The sequence below is a fragment of the Agrobacterium cavarae genome (genome assembly GCF_004310285.1).
Lineage (GTDB): Bacteria > Pseudomonadota > Alphaproteobacteria > Rhizobiales > Rhizobiaceae > Agrobacterium > Agrobacterium cavarae.
This window is the reverse complement of the sequence record NZ_SISF01000027.1, coordinates 129,671-156,502: the sequence shown is the minus strand read 5'-3', so window position 1 is coordinate 156,502 and position 26,832 is coordinate 129,671. Positions and strand designations below refer to the sequence as shown.

Here is a 26,832-nt window from a genome sequence, read left to right as displayed (position 1 = left end):
ATCGTTAGCCTACCCCCTGGCCATGCACAATTCCTCACCTTGGACAGGCAGCCGCGCACGCAAGATACTCCCCGTCTGAGATTCTGTGATGTAGATGACGTGCCGGTCCCTCGGATCGAAGGCAATGTTCGTTGTCGAAATGCCAGCACAGGACCGGATGCGGTGCAGAGGTTCCGCCACGCGCGACACATGCCATATCGAGCCAAAGCCCGTATGGGCAACGAATAGTTCGCCATCCTCGGACAGCGCCAGACCATCAGGCCCGCCCAAGCCTCCGTGCAACTGGAGGAAGACCCCCACCTTCGTTGCGGTCCCCTCGTGGAGCGGCGCCCGCCAGATTTGTTGCGCACGTGTCACTGCAACAAGAAGATAACTCATGTCCTTGGCAATGACGATTCCGTTGGGGCTAGGGATGTCGGACATGACACATTCTAGTTTTCCTGCCACAGACAAACGAAACACCCGGCCGGTCGGCGAATGAAGTCCGCTTTGCCCCTGGTCGGTGAAATAGAGATCACCATTGGCCGCAAAGACGAGGTCGTTGACCCCCTTGAAGCCTTCGGAGAAGTATTCTTCGATCACCGGTGAAACCGCCCCGGTAGCCACGTTAAGCTGCAGGATCCCGCGTTTGTAATCGGTGATGTAGATTTTGCCTTCGCTGTGGAACTTCATTCCATTCGGCCAGCCGTCATATTCGCTGACAAGCTCCCACTCTCCGCCGGGTGTAATTCGGAATATACGCCCAAATGGAATGTCGGTAACATAGAGGTTGCCGTGACCGTCGAAACAAGGGCCTTCGAGGAACGAATCGATCGCCATACCGGAGCGGTTCACGTCCGCCCAGCGGGTTTTACGGGGGTTCCGGAAGCGGTCCGGCATGCGGGAAAAGATTTCCGTCTCTATCGTCGGCGGCGGTGCGAAAAACATCAGAATTCTCCTTCCGGCTCAATGCCGAGCTTGTAGATCCGCGCTGCTGTCGAGAAGAAAAGGTCCTGCTTTTCCGCAGCGCTGGCGCCTTGGGTCAGCCGTTTAAAGGCGTTCCATAACGCTCGGTAGGACACCATGCCCTTATCGACGGGGAAATTGCTCTCGAACATGCAGCGTTTCGTGCCGAAGCGTTCGATCGCGAACGAGGTGTACGGCTTCCACGCCGCTGCGAGCTCTTCAGACGATGGCGGCTGATGGGCCAGATGAAAATCGAACCCGCCTGCCCCCATTGCCAGACCACCAAGCTTGACGGAGACATTCGGCAGATGAGCGATCCTCGCCATGGATCTCTGCCACATGGCCAGCACCTCGTCGCGCCTGCCTCGATAGGGGCCAGCGCCAAGCGGGCCACCAAGGTGGTCGAGAATGATCGTGGTATCCGGGCAAGCGCGCGCGAGATCTTCGAACTCGGCGAGTTGCGTGTGATAGGCCCAGACATCGAGCGTTAGCCCACGCGCGCCCAGTCGGCGCACACCTTCGCGGAACGCGGCCTCTAAAAGCAGCCCTTTGACCGGAGGAACAGGATTGGTAGCAATCGCGGGATCCTGATGCCAGGCGGTCTGGTTACGGATGCCGCGAAAGCGCCGTCCGCCTGCGGAAGTCATGCGATCAAGCACTGGCTCGATACGGCCACCCGCCGTCAGATCGCAGGAACCGACAATTGCAGCGCACGCTCTGAAAGAGCCATACAGCCCGGAGGCGGAGCGCGCTGCAACGCCGTTTGCAAACTCCACCTCACCCACAGGTCTGTGTAGTTCGTCCGGCTCATCGACGCTGTACATGGACCTGCTCTGCACGAAGACCGTCGCCTGGACGCGATGGCCCTGTCGGGCGTCAGTAAGAAGGTCTTCGAACAGGTAGCGAGAACCCGGGCGGTCCCACAGATGATGATGCGAATCCACGATTGGCATCTCAGGAAAAAGAGCATCCTCCTGTTCCAAAGCAAGCCAGTCCTCACGCACGGCGATATGGGGCGAATGTCCAGCCATCGATCCTCCTCGACTCCTCAGCGACGGCAGCAATAAACAACGATCTTCACAAAAGCGGTTGACAGCGCAGCCGAGATGACATCATTATTTTGCAACGCCGTTTCAAAAAGCACTTCGGGAGGAAGTATGCAACAGAAACTTCGCCGGCGCGCCGCCCTTGCCGCGATTGCCGCACTGTCGATTTTGACAGTTTCGCCCACCGTTTCTAGAGCCGCAGAAGAAAAGCCGATCTCGATCGCTATCCAATATGGCTATGCTTATCTGCCCGTTGTCGTCGCGGAGCAGAAGGGCTTCTTCTCCAAGCAACTCGCCGCAAAAGGCATCAACACGACCGTTGAAATCAAAAAGATCAGCGGCGCGCCCGCCATCAACGACGCTTTGATCAGCGGTACGGTCGACATCGGCGCCTATGGCCTTCCCGGCATGCTGATCGCTGCGGAAAAGACGAAGAACTCGATCAAGATTCGCGGACTTGCGGCGCTGGTCGCAGGCGACAATGGTTTCTACACCAACAAGGCGGAGATCAAGGATCTCAAGGATCTAGGATCCAATGATCGGATTGCCGTCACATCGACGACCCGCCAACAGGGTTTGCTGGTGCGAATGGCCGCAAAGAAAGCCTTCGGCGACGCAAAGCACTTCGACACGATGATGGTGCAACTGCCACATCCCGACGCCACAAGTGGCCTTCTCGCAGGGGGTACCATCAGCGCCTATGTTGCGCCCCATCCCTACAGCGATGTCCTAGAGACGGACCCAAAGGTCCACAAGCTTTTCAACTTTTCAGACTATCTGGGACAGCAGGTCACAAGCGGATTGCTGGCAACGACGGGCAAGTTTATCGAAGATCGTAAGGACGCATCGCTCGCTGTCGTCGCAGCGATCGAGGAGGCCGATAACTTCATTCGCGACAATCCAAAAGAAGCGGCTGAAATCTTTTTAGCCTCGGAGAAATCGTCTCTCAATGCCGACCAAATCGAGAAAATGCTGGAGACCGTCAAAGACGAGTGGGGCGTTCAGCCCAAAGGTGTGATGGTCTTCGCAGACTTCATGTTTGAAGCAGGCCTGCTGAAGTCGAAATTGACCAAATGGCAGGACGTGTTTTTTGAGCCTGTCGCAACTGCCCAAGGCACCTGAGATCATTTCACCCAAACCATGATGCGCGCACAGCTTAGCTGATCAACGCGCGAGCGACTGAAAAACTCACAACACATCTCTGCGTCGGATGACGTGCTTACGCGCACGGCGCCATTTCTTCGTTCACAATTACTATAGCAGCACTCTACCGGTCGCCAGGCGTCTGCTCTGGCAGTTACGTCTTTGCACCAGTTGACGGCCACCATCCAAAGGAGGATTGGATTTGAAAAGAAACGTTTTCGCTCTCTCACTCGCGGTCGCGGCTCTCACCGCATCCGCCCAATTTGCTCATGCCGAGTGGCCCAAGGATCGTCCGATCCAGATGATCGTTGCTTTTGCACCTGGTGGCAGCACCGATGTCATGGCACGCGCAATGCAGCCCTTTCTCGAAAAGGAACTCGGCGCCGACATCGTGATCGAAAACCGCCCAGGCGCCTCCGGTGAAATCGCCTACACGGCGCTGGCAAAGGCAAAGCCTGACGGATACACCTTCTCTTTCATCAATACGCCTGGCTTTCTCTCCATGCAGGTGCAGAGGAAGCTCGGATACGATCCGAAGACGATAAAGCCGGTGGCACGCATCGTTGACGATCCAGCCGCAATCGTTGTGCCCGCGAACTCCGAAATCAAAACGCTTGCTGATTTCGTGGCCGCTGCGAAGGCAAAGCCCGGTGCCGTATCCTTTGGTTCCTCGGGTATCGGCACTGATGACCATCTGGCGATCATCATTCTCGGCGCCGAGTCCGGTACCACGATCACACACATTCCGTTCAATGGCGCGGGCGAAACGCGCACAGCGATCCTCGGCTCTCAGGTAAACGGCGGCGGCCTCAACGTGAGTGAATTTGCCGGCAACGACACATCGGGTCTCAGAATGATCAACACGTTTGGCAAAGAGCGGTCGCCGCAGCTCCCAGATGTACCCACTGCCATCGAGTCTGGCTTCAACGTGGAAATGACTTCGGAGCGCGGTATTGCCGCACCCCGCGAAGTGCCTGCCGAGATTGCCGATCGCTTTGCAGCAGCCGTCAAGGCGACGCTCGACAACCCCGACTTCCAGAAGCAGGCCAAGCAAATGGCGTTGCCATTGGCGTATCTCAGTGGTCCCGACTGGGAGAAGGAGATGCCCAACCGCCTCGCTCGCTTCCAGGAAATCTGGAACAAGACACCGTGGGTGCAGCAATGAGCATAAAGTCTGCAACCAAGGGCCGGGACTTTCCTGATATTCTTGCTGGTTGTGTCATGATCTTTCTGGGAGCGCTCGGCCTTTGGGCCGGGCGTGACCTGTCATTCGGCACGCCGGCGATGATGGGGCCGGGCTTCTTGCCAAGGTCGCTTTGCGTCATCATTGCTTTGATCGGGGCCGTTGTGCTGATCAAGGCTCTGACCAAGCCCCACGAAGCCCTTGATGCCGTCAATCCCAAGCCGCTGATCATCCTCGTGGTTGGTATCGCGGGATTTGCTTTCGCCGCAGAAAGCCTTGGCTTCGTTATTGCGACAACCTGGCTTCTTGTCGTTGGAAGTCTTGCTGATCCGGAATCGAGGTGGCGAGAAATCTTCATCTCCACCGCGGTCCTGACCACGCTCGGCGCGCTTCTCTTTATCTACGGACTCGGCGTCCAGATGCCCATTTGGCCTCTGTGATCGCCATCCTGACCTGATCGGATTACTTCGATGGCATTTCTCGACGTCTTGATGCTTGGCTTCTCCGAAGCATTGACACCGACGAATTTGATGTTTTGCTTTATCGGGGCGCTTCTTGGCACCTTGATCGGCGTTTTGCCTGGCATTGGCCCGACCGCAACCGTTGCAATTCTCTTACCCGTCACATTCTTCCTGCCGCCACTTGGCGCGCTGATCATGCTGGCCGGCATTTTCTATGGCGCGCAATATGGTGGCTCCACAACGGCGATCCTTGTGAACCTTCCTGGTGAGGCTTCGGCAGTCGTCACGGCGATCGACGGATACCAGATGGCTCGAAAAGGTCGGGCCGGTGCGGCACTGGCAATTGCTGCGTTAGGTTCGTTCTTTGCTGGAACAGTCTCAACGATTGCCCTCGCCGTCGCCGGGCCAACGCTTTCGTCTTTCGCCTTGTCCTTCGGGCCTGCGGAATATGTCGCACTGTGTATCTTCGGTCTGCTTGCGGCGACCATTCTCGCGCATGGCTCTGTCGTCAAGGCGATTGGCATGGTCTGCCTTGGCCTTGTGCTCGGCATGGTTGGCATCGACGTCAACAGCGGTTCGGCCCGCATGACCTTTGGATCAACGGATCTTTATGACGGCATCGAATTTGTCGTCATCGCTGTTGGTCTCTTCGGTATTGCGGAGATCGCAACCAATCTCGAGTCGAAGGAGGTCCGCGGCGTTCTGCAAAGCAAGATCGGTCGCTTATGGCCGACGCGTGAAGAATTCAAGGAAAGCTGGGGCGCCGTGCTTCGCGGTACAGGTGTAGGCACTATCCTGGGCGTGTTGCCAGGCGGCGGTGCAACGCTCAGTGCATTCAGTGCCTATTCGGTTGAAAAGCGCATGTCCAAGACACCGGAAAAGTTCGGTCATGGCGCTATCGCCGGTGTGGCTGGGCCCGAAGCCGCAAACAATGCCGGGGCGCAGTCCTCTTTCATTCCTCTTCTGACCCTCGGCATTCCGTCCAACTCCATCATGGCCATGATGCTTGGTGCAATGACGATCCACGGCATCACGCCCGGACCTTCCGTCATCCAGAACCAGCCCGGCCTGTTCTGGGGATTGGTGGCGTCGATGTGGATTGGTAACGCGATGCTTCTCGTCATCAACCTTCCTTTGATCGGGCTCTGGGTGAAGTTGCTGCAAATCCCTTACCGCATCATGTACCCGGCCATCCTGTTGTTCTGCTGCGTAGGTGTCTACAGCGTCAGCAACCGTGGTTTCGATGTCGCTCTGGTCATCCTGTTTGGTGTTCTGGGTTACGTTCTGCGTAAGGCGAAATGTGAACCAGGCCCGCTCCTTCTCGGGTTTGTTCTCGGTCCACTGCTGGAGACGAACCTGCGACGCGCGATGCTGCTTTCGCAGGGCGACTGGCTGGTGTTTTTCGAGCGACCGATAAGCGCGGGACTTCTGGCGCTGACGGCGCTCATGTTGCTGACTTTGATTTTGCCGACCATCCGCAAAAACAGGAAAGCTGCTTTCGAGGCGAGCGAAGACTAAAACTTGGGCGCCACGGGGCGCCCTTATCCTTTCGGCAGTGTTCCGGGCGCCTCTTGGTCCGTTAATAGCTTGGATATGGCAGATGACATTCCCCATCTTCGCGACAAAATTTGCAAGCCGTTTGGACAGCGTCCTATCGCTTCATGATTTTGAAGCGCTTGCGAAGCGCCACCTCCCCGCGCCTTTGTTCGGCTATATCGCGGGCGGAAGTGAAACGAACGCTTCACGTCGGATGAATGAGGAGGCATTCGAGGCGATAAGCTTTGTGCCGCGCGTTCTAAGAAACGTCTCTGCCCGTACCACGGTGGCTAACCTGCTTGGGGAAGAGTGGAGAGCGCCTTTCGGTATCGCGCCGATGGGCATCAGCGCCCTGATGGCCTACCGTGGTGATCTCGTCCTAGCCGAGGCGGCGCAGGCATCGGGCATCCCGATGATCATGAGCGGGTCATCGTTGATCCGGCTTGAGGACGTTGCCACGGTCGCGCCCCGCTCCTGGTTTCAGGCCTATTTGCCGGGTGAGCCTGAGAAAATCGATGCTCTCATCGACCGCGTCGCGAAAGCGGGCTTCAAGACATTGGTTCTCACAGTCGATACGGCAGTGCTGGCGAACCGCGAAAACAACGTGCGAGCGGGCTTCTCGACCCCGTTGCGCCCCAGCTTACGTCTCGCCTGGCAAGGGCTCAGTCACCCTAGGTGGACGGTCAGAACCTTCATGCGGACAATCATCAATCACGGTATACCGCATTTTGAGAACTCCTTTGCCACACGCGGCGCTCCTATCATCGCCTCGAACGTGATGCGCGATTTCGGAAAGAAGGATCACCTAGACTGGAGCCACGTCGCTAGAATTCGTGAAAGGTGGACCGGCAACCTCGTTATCAAAGGTATTCTTCACTCCGACGACGCCAAGATCGCAGTAAATAGCGGTGTCGATGGTATCATCGTTTCGAACCACGGCGGACGTCAACTCGACGGAGCAATAGCTCCAATGACCGCATTGCCCGATATTGTCTCGAGTATCGGCGACGCCGTTCCCGTCATGTTGGATGGTGGCATTAGGCGAGGCACGGACATCGTAAAGGCCCTGGCCTTGGGCGCACAGTTTGTTTTCGTCGGGAGGCCGTTCCTTTATGCTGCCACTGTCGGTGGTATGGCGGGCGTGGCGAGAGCGGCCGAAATCTTGCATGATGAACTTCACCGCAACATTGGCTTGCTTGGGGTGGCATCAATCAAAGAAATTGCTGATGAACGACCTGTGAGACATCGTATCCCGGCGGTCGGCTAATTGCTTCCTGTCATCTGCTCTTGATGAGAATCGAACCGGGGACGCCTGTGTCAAGGGTTTAAGGGTTCGCTACTCAGATAGCTTTATAGTGACGCCAGATGTCAGCGGTTCATCAACCACTGATGATCCGGATCGGCTTGGAAGCGCCATGCGCGACGGGGGCCGGCCATCACGTTGAGATAATACATCTCGTAGCCGTGGACCGCACCACACGGGTGGTGACCGCGGGGAACAAGGACCACGTCGTGGTTCTTAACTGACATCGTCTCATCAAGAGTTCCGTCTTCCGTGTAGACACGTTGAATACCGAAGCCCTGCGGCGGATTGAGGCGGTGGTAGTAAGTCTCCTCAAGGTAGGTAATACGCGGAAAGTCGTCCTCGTCGTGCCGGTGGCTGGGATAAGATGACCAGTGGCCGGCGGGGGTGAACACTTCCGTCACTAGCAGGCTGTCGCAGTAATCCTCAGGCTCCATGGCGATATTGTTGATGTAGCGCGCGTTCGATCCCTCACCCCGCTGGGCGAGGCTTATGCCATCCGGGCCGATGCGGCGGGCGGCGTGGCCGCCTTTGCCCGGAGCCAGGCATACCGCAAGCGTGCAATCGGTGGTCGCCGTCGCTTCCCACTGCGCGCCGTTCGGTACGTAGAGGCAATGGGGAGGCGTCTTCTCGAATACGTTCATGCGCTCGCCAAGCTCTCCCCAGTCCTTGCCTCCGGCGGTAAAAGTTGCCTTTCCCTCCACCATCATGAGGACTGCTTCCATCGCCCCGGTGGCTTCGGCAGGGCTCTCCCCTGCCCTGAGGCGATAAAGCGAAAATCCGACATAGCGCCACCCGGCGTTCACCGGGGTGATCTCATGAATTTTGCCATGATCGCCAAAGGGCTTGCGAATCAGATCTCCGATGGGCCCATCTCCTCCAGTCGCGTCAGTTGATCAGGCGCTGAAGCTCGCGATTGGCGTTGTAATGTGCGCGAGCTTCCTGGAGCCGTTCCGGCCCGCCCGTCTGCGGTACCACTACATCCCACCAATGTCCGCCCGCTCCGGTGCCGCTGACGGCCTCGGTGTCGATAACGATGACCGTCGGTTTGTTGCGCCCCCGAGCGGCGACGATGCGCGCCTCCAGGTCGGCAATGCTGGCAGCCTTTTCGGCATATGCGCCCATAGACGCAGCGTGTGCCACGAAATCGATTTCCGGCTGCTCCTCGATGTTGGAGTCCTTGTACATATTGTTGAACTCGGCGCCACCGCATTCCAACTGCAACCGGTTGATGCAGCCGTAACCGCGGTTATCCGTCAGGACGACAGTGAAAGGCACACGCATCATGACGGCGGTGGCGAGTTCGGAATTCGCCATCATGTAACTGCCATCGCCGACAAAGCAGATCACTTCCTTCGACCGGTCCGCTAAACGAATTCCCATGGAGCCAGCCACTTCATAGCCCATGCAGCTATAGCCATATTCCATATGGTAGCCATCGCGGGCGGATTGCCATAGGACCTGCAGCGCGCCGGGCATGGTGCCGGCGGCGCACATTGCCACGGTATCGTCGGTTGCGACCCGCTGTACCGCGCCGATGACTTGCGCATCGCTCGGCAGCATGTTCGCCTGATCGTCCACGGGGGCGGCCGTCACGGATTTGACCGTCTCAAGCCAAGCCAGACGGCTGGCTTTGTCCGGGGCCGGGGCGCGATAGTCCCCGAGCCCGAGCGATATTCTCTCAAGGGTCGACTTGGCGTCGCCAACGACACCGACAGCTCCATGTTTGGAAGCATCGTAGCCGTGGAGGTTGATGCTGAGAAGGCGGCAGGCGTCGTTGTCGAACAGCGTCCACGATCCCGTGGTGAAATCTTGGAAACGCGTTCCAACACCGATGACGAGATCCGCCTTGCCGCACAAACGGTTGGCGCAGTCTGAACCGGTGACCCCTGGAGAACCGAAGTTCAGGTCATCTCTTGCCGGGTTTGCACCCTTTCCAGCCTGCGTTTCCACAAAGGCGATGTCATGCTTACGGGCGAAATCGGCGAGGACCTGTTCGGCTCCGGAGTACAGCACACCGCCGCCGGAGATGATCGCGGGTGCCTTGGCCTCCCGTATCATGCGGATCGCTTCCTCGACTTCGGCAGCATCGGCTTCCGGCCGGCGAATGCGCCAAACCTTGGGTTCGAAGAAGGCGACCGGCCAGTCCCACGCTTCTGATTGAACATCCTGGCAGAAGGCCAAGGTGGCTGGGCCGCAATTGGCCGGATCAGTCAAAACGCGCAGGGCTCGCGGCAAAGCGGTCAGCAGGTGCTCGGGACGCATGATCCGGTCGAAGTAACGGCTGACCGGGCGGAAGCAGTCATTGGCGCTGACCGTGCCGTCGTCGAAATCCTCAATCTGCTGAAGGACGGGATCGGGACGGCGGTTGGCGAAGATATCGCCTGGAATGAGCAGCACTGGCAGGCGGTTGACATGCGCGAGAGCAGCAGCTGTCACCATATTGGTCGCGCCGGGGCCGATTGAAGAGGTGACAGCCATGGCTTTGCGACGGCGCCTCTGCTTGGCATAGGCAATGGCCGCATGCGCCATCGTCTGTTCATTCTGGCCGCGCCAGGTCGGCAGCTTATCTCCGATACCGTGCAAAGCCTCTCCGATGCCTGCGACGTTACCGTGGCCGAAAATCGCCCATACGCCTTCAATGAAGCGCTCCCCGTCCTCATTCATTTGAACCGAAAGCCATCGGACCATGGCCTGAGCTGCCGTCAGGCGAATAGTATGTGTCGTCATGTTTGTAGTCTCCTCTCAGGCGCTGCGGCTTCTGCTTGGGGCAATTCCGCTCGAGTGCCGCGCTTCATCCCATATCTCGCAAAGACGTCGGTACCGCCTCTCCATATCCATCACCGCTGCGCCGTCGTCGATTTTACCGGCGAACCAATGGCGTGCCACCTCGCCGAAGATCGTCCGGCCAACCGCAAACCCTTTGACGAGATCGTATCCAGCAGCCACGCGGAAGCTTTCCGCGAGCAAGTCTTCCGGCGCATCAAGACCCAACACCCCGATCCCGCGGACATGCGGGTCATGATCCTGGATCGCCTGGCACGTCTGGCTCCACGCTTCACGCGTTGCCATCGGCTCCAGCTTCCACCAGTCGGGATAGATGCCGATCTCGTAAAATCGGCGGATCAACACCGCTGTGGTCGTGTCATCCACTGGACCGACCTTCGATGGAATGATTTCCAGCAAGAACTCAAGCCTGTTGCGCCGGGCTGTGTGGAACAGCCTTCCGATGACCGTCTCCTGCTTTTCGCGCATCTCCGCGGTGTCGGTGGGGTGGCAGAAGCAAAGAACCTTCACCACGTTTTCGAGCGGCCATTCCGACAGCCCACCATAGTCGGGGCCGATTTCCGGTTCCAGCGTCAATGGGCGTGATGCGGGCCACTCGACCGGGCGTCCGATCCAGAGACCCGTTCCGGACGCTGCGTGCAGGGCATCGCGACCGAGACGGTTATCGCAGAGGATGCCGTAGCCCGGCTTGCCACCCTGCACGTTCAACGCCGCCTTCAGGCACAGCGTTTTGAACGCCCCTATGCGTTCAGGCGTCGCGCCTTCGATGGCTTCTAGTTGTATGCGGTGATCGAAGGCGAATACCCGCATCACCGGCCATTCACCCCGGCGGTTGGTTGACCAATGCGTCTGTTCTAGAACCTTGTCATGGCGCAACGCCTTTTCCACCACGCCGCGATTGAGGAAGAACGTCAGTTCCTCCAACGAGGGATAGGCTGGCGTACAACCATGGCGGCTGACGGCGAAAGCGCCACAGGCATTGGCGTATTCGAGCGCGGTCGTCCACGTCTCGCCATCGAGCCAGCCCTTGAGCAGGCCGGCCATGAAGCCGTCGCCGGCGCCCAGAACATTGAATACCTCGATCGGGAAGCCGCGACCGCTGATGGCGTCATCAAGCGAGTTCGGAACGGCACCGGTTATTGCAACGGCACCTGCGGCACCGCGCTTGCAGATCAGGATGGCGGGCGTCCGTTTGCGGACGGCACGCAGGGCTTCGATCGTGTTCGTCGAACCGCCCGCGATATGAAACTCCTCTTCCGTTCCGACGATGAGGTCGAACAACGGCAAGTGGCTTTGCAGCTTGGCCGTCACCGCAGCACTCTCGATGAACCGGCTCTCGCCCTCTCCATGCCCGGCTAGACCCCATAGATTGGGTCGATAGTCGATGTCGAGCGCTGTTTGGGCACCATGCATGCGAGCAAGGCCGAGCGCTTTCAGCACGGCCGCTTCCGTGCTGGGATGACTTAGATGGGTTCCTGTCGCAACCACCGCACGGCTGTCGGCAATCAAGTCTTCATCGATGTCACCTTCCGACAGGGCCATATCCGCACAGTTTTCACGGTAGAAGATCAGCGGAAAACGGTCCTTGTCGCGAATGCCGAGCAACACCAAAGCCGTCAGACGTTCAGGGTCGGTGACCACGCCTCTCGTATCCACGCCTTCGCGCTCAAGCTCCTCGCGAATGAAACGCCCCATGTGCTCGTTGCCGACGCGCGTGATCAGTGCGGATTTGAGACCGAGACGGGCAGCGCCCGCCGCAATATTCGTCGGCGATCCACCAATATATTTCTGGAAGGACGCCATATCCTCAAGCCGACCGCCAACCTGGGCTCCATAAAGATCAACCGAGGAGCGGCCGATTGTGATGAGATCGAGAGACTTTTTCATTTGGTTCTCCATAACGCCATGCGGCGGTCGCGGGCCACACATCCCATAGCTTCGCCATCTGGCGCGGTATCGCGCCGCCCGGCTGTCTCGCATTGGTTTCGTCAGGGATGCACTGGAAGCGCGTCCGGCACTATTTTGGCCAATACTTGTCGATGTAGCGGTTCATCTCCGAGAGCATGAACTTGCCCGAGCGATCGGCCTTGTCCTCCCAGGCGAAAACGCAAGCGGTCATGATGCCATCGAAACCGATCTCCGCCAGCGTGCCGAAGAAGTCGTCCCATGGAACCTCGCCCTGCCCGATGTTGAGGTGCTGATGCACGCGCGCTTGTGTGCCGGGCGGGTTGAGAATGTAGCGCAGGCCGGAGCTAGCCTTGTGATTGAACGTATCGCCAACATGGGCGTGAGCGAGAACATCTTTTGCCTCGCGCAGCATCGCCTTGGTGTCATCGCCAAAGTAGAACGTGTGCGGTGCGCAATAGAGGAACTTCACGTTTTTCGAATTGACCGTGCGGATGATGTCGAGGGCCGGCTGCAATGTCTCGCACCAATCCTCAGGATGTGGCTCGATATTGAGCTGGATGTTCTCGCGCTCGAAGACCGGGACCAGTTCCTCCATCGAGCGCCACCAGGCATCCTCGCAGGCTTCGATCATCGATCCCGTGTGGCAGCAGTAGCAGCTTCCCTTGTCGGGATGCGGGCCACGGCCGAACTCGGAATTCATCGTGTCGATTTCCATTTCGACAGCAATTTCGATGGCACGCTTCCAGTGCTTGACCGCTGCCTTGCGCTCCGTCTCGTCATTCGAGGCCCAACGATACATTGGCAGAAGCGAAGCGATCTTGACGTTCTCCGCGGCGAGCGCCTTCTTGAACTCCTTCATGCGCTGCGGGAAGACCCGCGGCGCCTTGAACCATTCGAGAAAATCGGCGCGCGGGCTCATCTCGATCCAATCATAGCCAAGCTCGCGCACCTTGCGCGGCAGCTCCTCAAGGCTCAGGTGACGGTGCATGAACGGGTCTATCGCGATACGCATTTCTGCCTCCGGGCGATTATGTGTTGAGCTTGCGCTGAATGGCGCGTGGTTTGGGGTTGCGGGCCAGGGAGGGATGGCCCGCAACCAGAGGCCGTTTACTTTGCGTAAGCGGCCATGTTCTGAGGGGTTACGAGTTCGAAAGGAACCCAGAGCGTTTTATCGACAGGCTTGCCAGCGGAAAGGTCGAGCGCCGCCTGCACTGCGACTTCGCCCTGTCGCGTTGCGTTCTGGAACACGGTAACGTCCAGATCGCCCGCCTTCATGGCAGCAAGTCCGTCAGGGGTCGCGTCGATCCCGGCGACCACCACATCCTTCATGTTGGTACCCGCTGCCTTGAGAGCCTGGATCGCGCCGATGGCCATCTCGTCATTATTGGCAACCACCGCATCAAAGGTGATGCCGGCCGTCATCCAGGAAGAGACCAGATCCTGTGCCTGTGTTCTGTTCCAGTTAGCTGTCTGCTTTTCGACAATATCGATCTTGCAGTCGGGACGGGAGAAAACGGTCTCGACGTCCTTCGTGCGCACCAGGGCCGCATGGTTCTCCAGTGGTCCCATCAGCACCACGACCTTGCCCTTGCCGGCGAGCAGCTTGCAAACCGCTTCGGCTTCCATCGTACCGGAATCAAGCTCGTTCGATCCGACGAAGGCTGTCTTTTCAGGCATTCCGGTGTCGAGTTCGGCAGGCGGGTGGTTCACATAGATCAACGGAATGTTGGCATCTGCCGCAGCGCGGGTGATAGCCGCGGTGGAGTCCCCGTCAACAGGATTGACGATGATGGCATCGACGCCGTTGGCGACGAAATTCTGCACCTGATTGAGCTGCTTTGCTGGGTCGAGCTGGGCATCCTCGGCAATCAGATCGATGTTTTTCTTCTTCGCATCCTCTCGCATGCCATTCAGCAAGATGGTGAGAAAGGGATTGTCGAAGGATGTCATGGTCACGGCGATGCGCGATTGGGCGAATGCCGGGACGGCAAGCAGGCTAAAGACTGTGGCAAGCAGTAGTTTCTTCATCTGGGTTCCTCCTCAAGCCTTCTTGACGCGCTTCTTTTGGCGGTAAACGTCCGCGACGACAGCGGCCACGATGATCAGGCCCTTGAGCATTTCCTGGTAGTAGGCATCGAGCCGCAGAAAGGTGAAGCCAGAAATGATCACGCCGAAGATCACCATGCCGATGCAGGTGCCAAGCACCGAGCCACGCCCACCCGAGAGCGACACGCCGCCGATCACAGCCATGGCGATGGCGTCCAGTTCGTACATCTGGCCCATGCCTGCCTGGGCCGTCAGGCCACGTGCGGCAACCACGATCCCCGCCAGCGCGGACAACAGTCCGGCAATGGCATAGATCTTTACGGTGTGACGCTCGACATCGATCCCGGTGACGCGGGCCGCCTGGGCATTGGCACCGATCGCGTAGGTGAACTTTCCATAACGGGTATATCGCAGCACGACATGCATCACGACGGCGACGGCCAGGAAGATCAGAACCGGTGTCATGCCCTTGCCGAGAGCGGCAAAGCTGTCGGTCGGGAAGCTGATCGGCTGGCCCTTCGTGTACCATTTCGCAAAGCCGCGGGCCGTCACCATCATACCGAGCGTAGCGATGAAGGGCGGAATACGGGTGTAGGAAATCAGGGCTCCGTTGATACCGCCACAAATGGCGCCGACGATCAAGCCGATGGCTACGGGAACGACGACCGGGAGATCCGTCAAGCCCGGATAAAGGGCCCGGTCGAAGGTGCCGATTTGCGCAAAGCTCATCGCGATCATGGCCGTTGCACCGACGATCGATCCCGAGCTGAGGTCGATACCGCCAGAGATAATGACCTGCGTAACGCCGATCGCGATGATGCCGATCACCGAAACCTGCAGGATCATGATCGATAGGCGCTGCGGATTGAGCAGAAAGGACTGCCCCTGCAGTATCCAGCCCAGAAGCTCGAAGGTCAGCGAAATGCCAATAAGAACAAGCAGGATATTGAGCTCCGACGGCAACTTCCGTTTCGTCGACAGCGTGGCCGGAGCCTGTTGCGAAATCGTGTTCATGTGTTCTCCTCCTCTTCGGCGCCGCTTCAGCGCGCCGCGAGATTCATAATCTTGATCTGGTCGGCATCGGCGCGATCTAGGAAACCGGAGACGCGCCCCTCATGCATGACCATGATCCTGTCACTCATCCCGAGGACCTCCGGAAGCTCAGACGAGATCATCAGGACTGCGACACCTTCGGCGGCGAGCCCCGTGATCAGCCGGTGGATTTCCGACTTGGCACCGACGTCGATACCGCGTGTCGGCTCATCGAGAATTAGAATGCGCGGCTTTGTCAGCAGCCAGCGGGCGATGAGAAGCTTCTGCTGGTTGCCGCCGGAAAGATTTTCAACGATCTCATGAAGGTTGGGCGTCTTGACCCTAAGCTTGACGGCCATCTCCTCTGCCAACTTAGTTACCGTCTTCTGATCGACGAAGCCCACCTTCACATGCGATCGCGTGATGAGAGCCGACTGGATGTTTTCCAGGCAATCGAGGGTGAGAAAGCACCCTGTCTCTTTGCGGTCTTCGGTGAGAAAGGCCATGCCATACGCCATCGCCTCATTTGGGCTATTGATCGTAACAGGATTGTTATCGATCAATATCTCCCCGCTTTGAGCCGGATGCACGCCAAAGAGAGCCTCGGCAACATTTGAGCGTTTTGAACCGACGAGGCCTGCCAGACCCAATATCTCGCCGCGCCGCAAGGAGAACGATATGTCATGGAAAACGCCAGGAATCGTAAGGTTCCTGACCTCCAGAATAACGTCGCCGATCGGGCAGTCGATCTTCGGGAACATATTGCTGATTTCACGCCCGACCATCATGCGAATGATGTCGTCACGCGTGACATCATTGGATGCGTGGGTGCCGATATATTTGCCGTCGCGGAAGACGGTGAACTCGTCGGCAATCTCGAAGAGTTCGTTCATCTTATGCGTGATGTAGATGATTCCGATGTCGCGAGCTTTCAGGTCGCGAATGATGGCGAAGAGATGCTCAACCTCACGCTCGGTCAGGGCAGACGTCGGCTCATCCATGATCAAGATGCGCGATTCATAGCTGACAGCGCGCGCAATCTCGACCATCTGTTTCTGGGCGACGGTGAGTTCGGATACCTGGGTGTTGGGATCAAGCGAGAGGTTCAGGCGCGCGAACAGTTCTCGGGTCATCTCCGCCATCTTGCCGTGGTCGATCAACCCCAAGCGATTGCGCGGCTCACGCCGAATCCAGATGTTTTCAGCAATCGTCATCCAGTTCATCAACTGGAGTTCCTGATGGATCATGGCGATGCCTTGCTCTAGGGCATCCAGCGGCGACTTGAGTGTTACGGGTTCGCCCCGCAAGCGGATTTCGCCCGCATCCGGCTGATAGACGCCGGCGATGATCTTCATCAGAGTGGATTTACCGGCACCATTCTCGCCCATGAGCGCGTGAACGCTTCCCTGGCGGATGCGGAGCTGGACGTTGTCGAGCGCGAGGACGCCGGGAAACTCCTTCCGGATTCCCTCAAGCGCGAGAAGCCCATCGGTCTCCGTCTTGTCCAGCACATCCTTGATTGCTGCCGCAGTGGTTTGGCTCACCATTGAAATTCTCCATCGCAATGCCCGCAAAGGCGCCAAAGCGCCTTTGCGGGGCGTCATGCTCAGTTCTTCTTCTGGTAGTTCTTGAGGTTGGCTGGCGTCACAAGCTCGAATGGCACGTAGACCTTTTTTTCGACGCTTTCGCCCTTCGCCAGCTTCAGAGCGGCATCGACAGCGCCTTTGCCTTGACCAGCAGCATTCTGGAAGACGGTTACGTCCAGGTCCCCAGCGGCCATAGCCGCCAAGGCATCCTGCGTGGCGTCGATACCTCCGACAACAACCTGATCCATCGGGACGTTCGCTGCCTTGAGCGCCTGAATAGCGCCGATGGCCATCTCGTCGTTGTTGGCGAGAACCGCATCAAACTTCACACCAGCCGACAGCCAGTTGGTAACAAGATCAGAACCCTGCGTGCGCGACCAGTTGCCAACCTGCTCTTCAGCAATAGACATGAAGTTGCAGTCCGGTGTTGCAATCACGTCCTTGATGGCCTGTGTGCGCATACGTGAGGCCTGGTTGGACAGTTCGCCCATGAGAACAACGACTTTTGCTTCCTTTTTGCCAGCGGCTTTTAGCAGTCGGCACGCTTCCTTTGTTTCAAGGGTGCCGGCGTCGATTTCCTTGGAAGCAACGAATGCCTGCTTCTCTGGAAGCTGATCCACATTTGCAGGTTCGCGGTTGACATAGACCAGCGGAATACCTGCAGCAGCGGCAGCCTGCGTCATGGCGGCAGTCGCATCTGTGTCGACCGGGTTGACGATGATCGCGTCGACACCCGAGGCCACGAAGTTCTGGATCTGGTTGAGTTGCTTGCCGACGTCGTTCTGCGCGTCTTCGATCTGAAGGTTCACACCTTTCAGTTCCTTGGAATAATCGATCATACCGTTACGCAAGACGGTCAGAAAGTTGTCGTCGAACAAGGCCATGGATACGCCGATATTCTCAGCGTGGGCCGTTCCGGCCATCAGACCAGCCAAAAGGGCTGTCATAACCAATTTGGATTTCATGCTGCTCTCCTCCCTAATTAAGAGCTCCACTTGAGGGAGGGTACGACCACCGTACCCTCTACCCAATTACTGATAGTCTACCCAGACCCCGCCGAGGTCCGCGGAACGGACGCAGTTTTCTACCCAGCGAACGCCTTCCACTCCGGCATCGATTCCAGGATAACGAATGCCGGCGAGGCGTTCTGCATCGTTGTCGTTGCGCGCTTCCATGGCGGTCGCAAAGCGGTCGTAAAGGTTTGCCCAGGCCTCGAAGAGGCCTTCGGGATGACCGGCACCGATACGATCGTCAGCTAGGGCCTTCGCGTGCAGATAACCCATGCCGCGTTCCAAGATGCGAACTGGCTCGCCTTGAACTTCGAAACGAAGCTGGTTCGGCTGCTCGTCCCACCATTCGATCGAGGCTTTCGACCCGACGACGCGCACCTTCTGTCCATGCATGGAGCCGGCATTGATGGCGCTCGACCAGACGGTGCCGAATGCGCCATTGTCGTACTCCATCAATGTCACGGCGTTGTCTTCAAGCGGCGCGCGGGTTTTCACGAAGCTCTGACGGGCGCACAGAAGCCGCTTGATGTGCAGGTCTGGCAGGATAACCTCGGAGATATAAAGCGGATGCGTGCCGATGTCGCCGAGCACATAGCTCGGACCGGCGAATTTCGGGTCCACACGCCAGCGGGTGGCCGGATTTTGAAGCTCGACAGCCTCATTATGGAAACCATGGGCGAATTGCAGATTGACCAGACGGATGTCACCCAACTCGCCGGCCGCCACGAGTTCGCGGGCATGCTCGATGACCTGATGGCCACTATAACCATAGGTCACACCGACAATACGACCACGCTCTGCAGCAAGACGCTGAAGCTCCTCGGCCTCGGCCACCGTGAAGCACAGTGGCTTTTCACACACCACATGCAACCCGCTTTCAAGCGCAGCCTTCGTGATCTCGTAGTGGGTGTTGTTAGGCGTCGCGATCGACACCACTTCTATGCCGTCCGGACGCTTCGCCTCTTCCGCGAAGAGGATACGCCAATCATCGTAGCACCGCGACGCATCGAGCCCGAGTTCAACCCCGAACGCACGACCGCGCTCCGGATTAATGTCGAAAGCACCGGCGACCAGATCAAAATAGCGATCGCGAAGTGCAGCACTGCGGTGAATATAGCCGATCTGGCTACCCCGACCGCCGCCCACCATGGCCCAGCGAAGAGGTCGTTTTGTCTGACGAGTTCCGTAAATCATGACATCTGTTCCAGGAGATTAGAAGCCGGCTGACTTAAGATAGTCGCGGCTGAGTTTTACATCTGCGAGGCTGCCCCCGGCGTTTCGAGGATCGCGCTCCTGCTCAACGGTGATGAAGCCTTCATAGCCAAGCTCATCAAGCAGGGTGCGGATCGCTGAATAATCGATGCAACCATTGCCGATCGGGCACATGACGCCCTGCCCGCAAGCTTCGAAGAAGCGGATATGTTCGCCCATGATCCGCTCGAAGACGGCCTTGTCGATGTCCTTGAAGTGAATGTAGTCGAGGCGGTTGGCATACTTGCGCAGCGTTTCGACAGGATCCATGCCGGCATACCAGGTGTGACCGGTGTCGAGGCATAAGCCTGCAACCTCCTGGGGGATGTCGTCTGCAAGACGAGCGATCTCGTCCTCGAATTCGATATAGCCGCCCGCATGGGGATGGATCGTGGCACGCACACCGTATTTCTCGCGGGCAAGATCGGATATCGCCCTGATATTATCCATCATGCCGGCCCATGCCCGATCATCGAGTCTTGGGGCTCTGTCGGAATGACCCGCCGCATAATCGCGTTCGTCATGTCCCCAATCCATTACCGTCAGATAAGGTGCAGGAAATCTCTGGCCGGCTGCCTTCGGCGGCTTGGGCAAACGCGTGATCAGCGCGCAAATTTCGTCCGTCTGACGCAACAGGTTTTGCCGGTTGTCGGGTGCGACAAGATCATTGAAGATTGTCCCGGCGACGATGTAGAGCCCCCGGCGTGTTAGGGCTTCAGACACCAGATCGATGTCCAGAGGTACGTAACCATAGGGGCCGAGCTCCATGCCGCCATATCCGGCCGCTTTGACCTCGTCGAATACCAACTCCCATGGTGGCAGGTTCGGATTGCGCACGTCATCGACGCCCCAGCAGCACGGTGCTGTGGTGACTGTAATACTCATAATGGTCTGGTCCTTCCCTAGCGTCGCTCACGTGGTGGCGACCCTCCTTGGCGCAAAGACTTAGCGGCAGATATGCAGTTTACAAAGTTGGATTTTGATGGGATTCAATCAGAATGCGGGGAGGAGATGCAAATGATTGCACGGAAAGTAAGCATAACGGACGTTGCGAAGGCAGCTGGCGTATCGACTGCGACGGTGGACCGCGTGCTGAACAATCGTGGTGGCGTGCGAACAGACAAGGAAGACCGCGTTCTGGCAGCTGCACGCACACTCGGAATAGACCGGGCGCTTGATCGCACCCCCTCGCGCGCGCTCCGGGTCGCGGTCCTCATCCAACCACCGATCAACCCATTTCACGCTTCTCTTCGCGAAGGCATCGATCTCGCATCGCGAATGTACGCGACGCTGAACGTCCAGTTCTTCATCAACCACATCGACCCTCGCAAGCCTTCAGCCATCGCCGCCGCGATCCGCGAGTGCCGCTCCTATGACGGCATTATCATCACGAGCCCGGACGATATTAGAGTGAGGGAAGCAATTGCGGTGCTGTCGAAAAATATACCGGTGGTGACGCTGGCAACCGACCTCAGTGAATGCGGACGTGTCGCTTACGTTGGGCCGGACGACCGACAAGCCGGCCGCGTGGCCGGTGACTTGATGGGGCTTTTCCTCGGGCCGACAGGCGGACGCGTCGTTGTTGTGGCCGGCTCGCGCGATATCACGGGTCACCGAGAGAGAGAGGCCGGATTTCGTGCCATCATGATCGAGCATCACCCTGAGTGCAGTCTCGCCGCGGTGTTGGAAACCGGAGAAAATCAAGAGGAAGCCGGCCGCGTTGTCGAGATCGCGTTTCGCGATGACCCCGGATTGCGTGGCATATATCATCTGTCAGCCGGAGCCATGCCGATTGTCAGCACGCTCCAGCGCCTTGGACGGATAGACGATACGGTCGTCATTACCCACGAGCTCACCCCCAATCGACGAATGCTTCTAAAATCTAGAAAGATCAATGCGGTCATCGACCAGAGACCCCTGCTGGAAGCGCGGCTGGCAGTTGAAACCATTGCAAAAGTCCTGGGTCGACTGCCTGGAGAAGCAGTCTCTATTTCAACCGATATCCAGATCTTTCTCGCCGAGAATGCCTAGGCAAGTATTCTCCTTGGGCTGCAGATGCAGAAAGCCATCTTATTGCCTTGCGACGTACGCTGCATGGTGGTGCCGTTCGTCGCTGGTCGATTTGTTCTCAGATCTGGCGGCCCAGATTCCTCCGCGCCGCTCTCAGTTAAATGATCCATCCGGATGCCTGCACGGGCTATGAGGCCATCTGGTAGTATCGGGGTTCCGCGCCGCGGGATTTGCCAGTCCGGAACTGGTTCAGCAGTCCCGCAAGGGCTTCGGTTTCCTGAGTAAGACTTTGCGCGGCGGCTGTGGTCTGCTCTACCATCGCTGCATTTTGCTGAGTCACTTTGTCCATCTGGTCCCCAGCCGCCGATACCTCGCGCAAGCTTGTGGCTTGCTCACGGGCAGCAACCGCGATCTCGCTCACGGTCGCATTCATCGCGGTTACCTGCTCTACGATTTGTTCGAGGGAGACGCCGGATTCGCCCACTAGCTCGACGCCGGTCTTGACCTGCACCGTAGAGGTAGAGATCAATTCCTTGATCTCCCTTGCCGCAGTAGCCGAACGCTGAGCGAGTTCCCGCACTTCTTGAGCAACGACGGCAAAACCCTTGCCGGCTTCGCCAGCACGTGCGGCTTCCACTCCAGCATTGAGTGCCAGCAGGTTGGTCTGGAAGGCGATCTCATCGATGACGCTGATGATATTGCCGATCTTCGAGGAAGAATGCTGAATTTCCGTCATGGCTGCGATGGCACGGGAGACGATCTCGCCGCCCCTTGCGGCATTGCTGCGAGCTGTTTCCACTGCAGCCTGGGCGCGACTGGCACCTTCTGCAGTTCCGTTAACCCCGCGAGTGACATCGCCGAGCGCCGCAACCGTCTCTTCTAGTGAAGCAGCCTGCTGTTCCGTGCGGCGAGCTAGGTCATTAGAAGCGGTGGAGATTTCGGCAAGGCCTGACAAAATAGTTGTGACCGCGTGAATAACGGCGTCGACAGCTTCTTCTAGGCTCGCAACCGAGTTGTTGAAGTGATCACGGATCCTGGCGTAACGATGGTCGACTTCGCCGACGCGGATCGAGAGATCGCCCTTCGAGAGTGCATCCAGGCCGACCGAAATCTGCTGGAAAGCATGTTCCATCACCTGCGCGTCGCTAAGGCGCTCCGCCTCCTGGCGCAGCCGCTCTTCTTCCGCCGCGAGGCGCGCGCGTTCGGCATTGGCCTCTGCGATCAGCTTAGCGCGGCCGGTCTCCTGGAAGACCTTCAGCGAGCGCGCCATGGCGCCGAGCTCGTGACGATGCCCGATGCCCGTGATCGCGATGGTGTCGTCGCCGCGGGCAAGCCGCTCCATGGATTGAGCCATGCCGCGCACTGCCGATGAAATCAGACGGCCGACGACATAGGAAAGCAGCAGGCCGATGACGATCAGCAGCCCGCTGATGAACAGCGTCGTGCTGGTCGCGGCAGTAACCGTTGCTTCGACCGAACCGTCCAGATCCTTCTGCGCGCCGGTCACTGCTTTCTGCAGATCCTTGAACGCACCCGATATCTTCGGCGCGAGTACGTTAAGCTGAACCCGACGGATATCGCCTGATGCTTGCAAAACATCCTTCATATCCCCGAGACGGGCAGTGTAATTCTGCATGAGCTGACTGGCACCCATTAGACGCTTCTTCTGCAACTCGTTCTTGGCGGCCCTGGCTGCGGCATCATTGAGCGCTACCGCTTCGGCGAGCGCTGCCTGCGCCGCATCATAGGCGGAAAAATCGTTCGAATGCACGAAGCGCTCGGAGAAATATAGGCTCCGGTTCAAGGCTTCCAGCGTCTCAGCCGTCATGTGCAGCAGAGCCACGTCGTTCTGGCGCCAGGCGCTGCGCATCACATCATTGAGCGCGATGCTGGTCCAGGGGCCGAACTCGGTGACCTTCGAGATCAGCAAGTCGCGGCGAGCCTGAAGGGAGACGATCTGTTCGAACGCCTTGCTGTAGGCGGCAATGTCCTGGCGAATTGCCGCAAGGCCGGACTGCAGCTCCTTATTGCCGGCGAAACGCGGATCGTCCGCCTCGAAAGCTTTGACACCAGCGCGGAAGCGGTCCACGACGCCTTGCGTCGGCGTGGAGCGGAAGGCCTCGGCCGACATCTGGATCTCGTGCAGCTGGTCGCTGTAGTCCGAGATCGCCAGGCTCTGGCCCGCTGTGGAACGATAGGAAGTGAAGATGCCGGCAAGCCCGCTCATGCCGGAGATAGCGCTGACGGTGAGAAGGCTCATCAGCAGGATCAGCGGCACGAAGCCCAAGGTGATCTGCGCGCGAATGCCGAATTTATTCCAGAAATGCAACATGGTAGGCCTCTTATGCTCACTGGCTCTTCGACCGATATTTGGCGATATTTTCAGGAGTCACGAGTTCGAAGGGAACGTTGTTTTCCCTGGGCACCTTCTCCTTGTTGGCGAGCTTTATGGCAGCGTCGACTGCGGTAGCCCCCTGCCCGGCGGCGCTCTGGAGAATGGTGACGTCAAGGTCGCCGGCCTCCATGGCGGCGAGGGCGTCATCCGTTGCGTCCACGCCGGCGACAATCACGGTCTTCATCGGCATTCCGGCTTTCTTCATCGCATGGATTGCTCCAAGCGCCATCTCGTCATTGTTGGCGATAACGGCGTCAAACTTGACGCCGGCGGCCAGCCACTCCTGCATCTGCTGGTCCGCATAATCGTGCGACCAATAGGCGGCCTGCCGCTCGACGATTTCAAGGCCCTTGCATTCCGGCGTGGCGATGACATCAGATATATCCTGCGTGCGGGCGCGGGCCGCCGCATGGAAGGTTTCGCCCATCAGCACGACGATGCGGCCCTTGCCCTTAAGGAGGGCGCAAACCTGCTTAGTCTCCAGCGTTCCCGAATCCTTTTCGTTTGAAGCGACCACCACCTGATTTTCCGGCAGGTCGAGCAAATTGGAGGGAACATTGTTGATGTAAACGAGCGGAATGCCAGCATCCGCTGCCATCTTCGTCATCTGCGGACCAAGGTCGCCATCGGAGACGGCAAGGATGATCGCGTCGACCTTGTCGGCAATGAGCTTCTGAACCTGCTTCTTTTGCAATTCATTGTCGCCCTTGGCGTTTTCTGTGACGAGCTTCAGTCCTGATATGGACTGCCCGTGGCTGACGACGCCGTTCAGCAGGAGCGTCCTGAATTTGTCAAGATCAGACATCGAGACGCCGATCGTCTGGGCATTTGCAGCAGAGATCGACATAGCCAAAGCTATAGATGCGAGCGTAGCAGTCTTCACAAATTCCTCCGTTCATTTGCTTAGACTTTAATCATCGCATATCTTGGTAAATATTTACCCCTCAGAAGAATCCGCAGGGACCGGGAAATCATTTTGAGTAAAAGCAACGATAAATTTGCTCTTGATGTTATCAAAACGAACGACCCGCTCCTAAAAAACCAACTGCATGGGATGATTGATTATCTTCGTCAGCAATTATCTCGGCATCTAGTTGGGAACATATCTTAGCCGGGGTGGTGAGGGCGCAATCGGCACAGCCAACGTACCTTTGGGCGTTCGTCGTATCGATCGCGATGAGCATCGATCGCTTCAATCCCTCTATGTTGCAAACTGGCAAAAAATTTTTCTCTTCTGCAGCTCCAATCGGAAAAAAAGACGGCTCGCTTAGGGAGTTGCTTCGCTAGGATCAGAGCATTGGTACAGGACCACCACCGTTGGAGAGACCTTAATGTCCGCTGTCATAAGACGCGTATTCGGAGCGGGCATAGCCATGCTCTTCATGCTTTCATTGTCACCTGCCTCCGCTGAAGATTTAAAGGAACTCAGGATTGGCTTTCAGAAGACCAATCTGCCGGTGATTGCCCAGCAGCAGAAGGTGATAGAGAAGGCTCTCGAGCCGAAGGGAACGACCGTCAAGTGGGTGGAGTTCAACGCGGGGCCACCGATTATCGAAGCGCTCAATGTGGGCTCGATCGATCTGGGGTGGACGGGCGATGCTCCGCCTATTTTCGGGCAAGCCGCAGGCTCTGCGATTACCTATGTTGCAGCCCTTCCTTCCAATGGCGCCGGCGAGGCGATTTTTGTTAAGCCTCAGTCCGACGTCAAGACTGTTGCCGACCTGAAGGGCAAGAAGGTCGGCGTCGGCAAGGGAACGAGCGCGCACAATCTTCTGGTTGCGGCACTGGAAAAGGCGGGCGTGGCGTTTTCGGACATCACTCCTGTCTATCTTAGCCCGCCGGACGCGGCTGCCGCCTTCGCCAGCGACAAGATCGATGCCTGGGCCGTCTGGGACCCCTACTTCGCAATCGCTGAAACGCGATACAAGCCGCGCGTGCTGACGACATCTGCTGAGACGCTGAAGGTGAACACCTACTTCTTGGCCAACAGCAAGTTCGCAGCCGCTCATCCAGACGCTGTCACGACAACGATCGAGGCCCTCAAGGTTGCGGCAACATGGGCTGCCGCCAATCGCGACAAGGTCGCACAGGCTCTACACGACGTGACCAACGTGCCGCTTGAGGCGCAAACGCTGGCTGCAAACCGTGCCGAATTCGGTATCGGACCTGTCACGCCGGAGATCGCCAAGAGCCAGCAGGAAACGGCTGATAGGTTCTTCAAGCTTGGCCTCATTCCAAAGCAAATCAATGTGGCTGACGCAGTCTGGAAAGCACAGGGAACGAATTAGGCGTGCAGAACTGACCTCATTCACGCTGATCGGCGCGCTCACCAGGGCGCGCCCATGTCTATTTCAACATGACCGTCCGGTGACGAGCCAGGCGTTAGGCACCAGGGAAGCAGTCTCGATGTTTCGCATCAACCGCATTGTCTCAGGCAAGATATCCGGCTGGATACTTCCAGCCCTCTTGATCATTCTGTGGGAAATAGCGAGCCGCGCAGGCTGGATTTCAGCCAGTACAATGGCGCCTCCATCTGCGGTGGCAGAGGCTTTCTGGCGGTTGCTGCTATCCGGTGAACTACTGCACAATATCGCCATCAGCACAGTACGCGCGCTGTCCGGCTTCATGATCGGTGGGACGATCGGCCTCGTTTTTGGGTTGATGAACGGTCTGTCGGCATTGTCGCGCAATCTCACCGACACGACACTGCAGATGATCCGTAACATCCCTCACCTCGCGCTGATACCACTCGTCATCCTTTGGTTCGGGATTGACGAGGAGGCCAAGCTATTCCTGGTGGCACTCGGTGTTTTCTTCCCGATCTATGTCAACACGTTGCTCGGCATACAGAGCGTCGATCGCCAGCTTGTTGAAATGGGCAGCACATACGGCATGTCGTCTTCGGCGCTTTTCTTTCAGGTCATCCTGCCGGGCGCCCTGCCGGCAATGTTCGTCGGGCTACGTTATGCGCTCGGCATCATGTGGCTTACGCTCATCGTCGCGGAGACCATCGCTGCCTCTTCAGGCCTCGGCTACATGGCAATGCAAGCCAGGGAATTCCTGCTGATCGACGTCGTGTTGTTGTCCATTATTATCTACGCCTTGCTCGGAAAGCTTGCTGACTCGCTTGCGCGTCTGCTGGAACGGCTGACCCTGCAATGGCATCCTGCTTTTCAATCCGCCTGAAGCC

General features: G+C 58.0%; 22 protein-coding genes. 8 read left to right on the top strand and 14 right to left on the bottom strand.

Features of this window, described 5'->3' with window-relative positions; all coding sequences use genetic code 11:
* Positions 1-9: 9 nt before the first annotated feature.
* Both EYC79_RS08380 and EYC79_RS08375 read right to left on the bottom strand, forming a co-directional pair.
* Positions 10-930: an SMP-30/gluconolactonase/LRE family protein gene (locus EYC79_RS08380; RefSeq protein WP_130977665.1), complete on the bottom strand. Its 921-nt coding sequence runs from the start codon at positions 928-930 to the stop codon at positions 10-12.
* Complete coding sequence (locus EYC79_RS08375) at positions 927-1,976, bottom strand: amidohydrolase family protein (protein WP_130977664.1); 1,050 nt, start codon at positions 1,974-1,976, stop codon at positions 927-929. The genes EYC79_RS08380 and EYC79_RS08375 overlap by 4 nt, the downstream gene beginning before the upstream one ends.
* A 126-nt stretch (positions 1,977-2,102) precedes the next feature.
* Between EYC79_RS08375 and EYC79_RS08370 the strand changes: the two genes are divergently transcribed.
* The 5 genes from EYC79_RS08370 to EYC79_RS08350 all read left to right on the top strand — a co-directional run bounded on the left by EYC79_RS08370 (position 2,103) and on the right by EYC79_RS08350 (position 7,581).
* Positions 2,103-3,113 (top strand): ABC transporter substrate-binding protein, encoded by a 1,011-nt coding sequence (locus EYC79_RS08370; protein WP_165456982.1) that lies wholly within the window; start codon positions 2,103-2,105, stop codon positions 3,111-3,113.
* A gap of 223 nt (positions 3,114-3,336) precedes the next feature.
* Entirely contained in the window at positions 3,337-4,299 is a 963-nt protein-coding gene (locus EYC79_RS08365) for a Bug family tripartite tricarboxylate transporter substrate binding protein (protein WP_062423821.1), read from the top strand.
* On the top strand, positions 4,296-4,757 hold the full coding sequence (locus tag EYC79_RS08360; RefSeq protein WP_130977662.1) for a tripartite tricarboxylate transporter TctB family protein: 462 nt from the start codon (positions 4,296-4,298) through the stop codon (positions 4,755-4,757). The genes EYC79_RS08365 and EYC79_RS08360 overlap by 4 nt, the downstream gene beginning before the upstream one ends.
* Positions 4,758-4,787: 30 nt before the next feature.
* A complete protein-coding gene (locus EYC79_RS08355; protein WP_062423819.1) occupies positions 4,788-6,296 on the top strand; it encodes a tripartite tricarboxylate transporter permease in 1,509 nt (502 codons plus the stop codon).
* An 82-nt stretch (positions 6,297-6,378) separates the two neighbouring features.
* Entirely contained in the window at positions 6,379-7,581 is a 1,203-nt protein-coding gene (locus tag EYC79_RS08350; protein ID WP_130977661.1) for an alpha-hydroxy acid oxidase, read from the top strand.
* A gap of 101 nt (positions 7,582-7,682) precedes the next feature.
* Here the strand turns inward: EYC79_RS08350 and iolB are convergent, their stop codons facing one another.
* The 10 genes from iolB to EYC79_RS08300 all read right to left on the bottom strand — a co-directional run bounded on the left by iolB (position 7,683) and on the right by EYC79_RS08300 (position 20,122).
* Entirely contained in the window at positions 7,683-8,483 is an 801-nt protein-coding gene (iolB, locus tag EYC79_RS08345) for a 5-deoxy-glucuronate isomerase (RefSeq protein ID WP_130977660.1), read from the bottom strand.
* Positions 8,484-8,505: 22 nt separating this feature from the next.
* Complete coding sequence (iolD, locus tag EYC79_RS08340; protein WP_130977659.1) at positions 8,506-10,347, bottom strand: 3D-(3,5/4)-trihydroxycyclohexane-1,2-dione acylhydrolase (decyclizing); 1,842 nt, start codon at positions 10,345-10,347, stop codon at positions 8,506-8,508.
* 15 nt (positions 10,348-10,362) lie between these two features.
* A complete protein-coding gene (locus tag EYC79_RS08335; RefSeq protein ID WP_130977658.1) occupies positions 10,363-12,291 on the bottom strand; it encodes a bifunctional 5-dehydro-2-deoxygluconokinase/5-dehydro-2-deoxyphosphogluconate aldolase in 1,929 nt (642 codons plus the stop codon).
* Between the two features lie 130 nt (positions 12,292-12,421).
* A complete protein-coding gene (locus tag EYC79_RS08330) occupies positions 12,422-13,324 on the bottom strand; it encodes a sugar phosphate isomerase/epimerase family protein (RefSeq protein WP_130977657.1) in 903 nt (300 codons plus the stop codon).
* A gap of 95 nt (positions 13,325-13,419) precedes the next feature.
* Positions 13,420-14,340 carry a substrate-binding domain-containing protein gene (locus EYC79_RS08325; protein ID WP_130977656.1) on the bottom strand — a complete coding sequence of 307 codons (921 nt, stop codon included), beginning with the start codon at positions 14,338-14,340 and terminating at the stop codon, positions 13,420-13,422.
* Positions 14,341-14,352: 12 nt separating this feature from the next.
* Positions 14,353-15,372 (bottom strand): ABC transporter permease, encoded by a 1,020-nt coding sequence (locus tag EYC79_RS08320; protein ID WP_130977655.1) that lies wholly within the window; start codon positions 15,370-15,372, stop codon positions 14,353-14,355.
* A gap of 26 nt (positions 15,373-15,398) precedes the next feature.
* Positions 15,399-16,937: a sugar ABC transporter ATP-binding protein gene (locus tag EYC79_RS08315; protein ID WP_205654335.1), complete on the bottom strand. Its 1,539-nt coding sequence runs from the start codon at positions 16,935-16,937 to the stop codon at positions 15,399-15,401.
* A 59-nt stretch (positions 16,938-16,996) separates the two neighbouring features.
* On the bottom strand, positions 16,997-17,941 hold the full coding sequence (locus EYC79_RS08310; protein WP_130977654.1) for a sugar ABC transporter substrate-binding protein: 945 nt from the start codon (positions 17,939-17,941) through the stop codon (positions 16,997-16,999).
* A 66-nt stretch (positions 17,942-18,007) separates the two neighbouring features.
* Positions 18,008-19,180, bottom strand: a complete 1,173-nt coding sequence (locus tag EYC79_RS08305) for a Gfo/Idh/MocA family protein (RefSeq protein WP_130977653.1) — start codon at positions 19,178-19,180, stop codon at positions 18,008-18,010.
* Between the two features lie 18 nt (positions 19,181-19,198).
* Positions 19,199-20,122, bottom strand: a complete 924-nt coding sequence (locus tag EYC79_RS08300; protein ID WP_130977652.1) for a TIM barrel protein — start codon at positions 20,120-20,122, stop codon at positions 19,199-19,201.
* Positions 20,123-20,254: 132 nt separating this feature from the next.
* On the opposite strand from EYC79_RS08300, the gene EYC79_RS08295 reads away from it, so the two are divergent.
* On the top strand, positions 20,255-21,268 hold the full coding sequence (locus tag EYC79_RS08295) for a LacI family DNA-binding transcriptional regulator (protein WP_130977651.1): 1,014 nt from the start codon (positions 20,255-20,257) through the stop codon (positions 21,266-21,268).
* A gap of 166 nt (positions 21,269-21,434) precedes the next feature.
* Here the strand turns inward: EYC79_RS08295 and EYC79_RS08290 are convergent, their stop codons facing one another.
* Positions 21,435-23,579, bottom strand: a complete 2,145-nt coding sequence (locus EYC79_RS08290) for a methyl-accepting chemotaxis protein (protein WP_130977650.1) — start codon at positions 23,577-23,579, stop codon at positions 21,435-21,437.
* Positions 23,580-23,595: 16 nt separating this feature from the next.
* The gene (locus tag EYC79_RS08285; RefSeq protein ID WP_130977649.1) at positions 23,596-24,525 is read right to left on the bottom strand and encodes a substrate-binding domain-containing protein; all 930 of its coding nucleotides are present in this window, start codon (positions 24,523-24,525) and stop codon (positions 23,596-23,598) included.
* 448 nt (positions 24,526-24,973) lie between these two features.
* Between EYC79_RS08285 and EYC79_RS08280 the strand changes: the two genes are divergently transcribed.
* Together EYC79_RS08280 and EYC79_RS08275 are read left to right on the top strand one after the other, a co-directional pair.
* The gene (locus EYC79_RS08280; protein WP_130977648.1) at positions 24,974-25,930 is read left to right on the top strand and encodes an aliphatic sulfonate ABC transporter substrate-binding protein; all 957 of its coding nucleotides are present in this window, start codon (positions 24,974-24,976) and stop codon (positions 25,928-25,930) included.
* A gap of 118 nt (positions 25,931-26,048) precedes the next feature.
* Positions 26,049-26,828: an ABC transporter permease subunit gene (locus tag EYC79_RS08275; protein WP_130977715.1), complete on the top strand. Its 780-nt coding sequence runs from the start codon at positions 26,049-26,051 to the stop codon at positions 26,826-26,828.
* Positions 26,829-26,832: the final 4 nt, after the last annotated feature.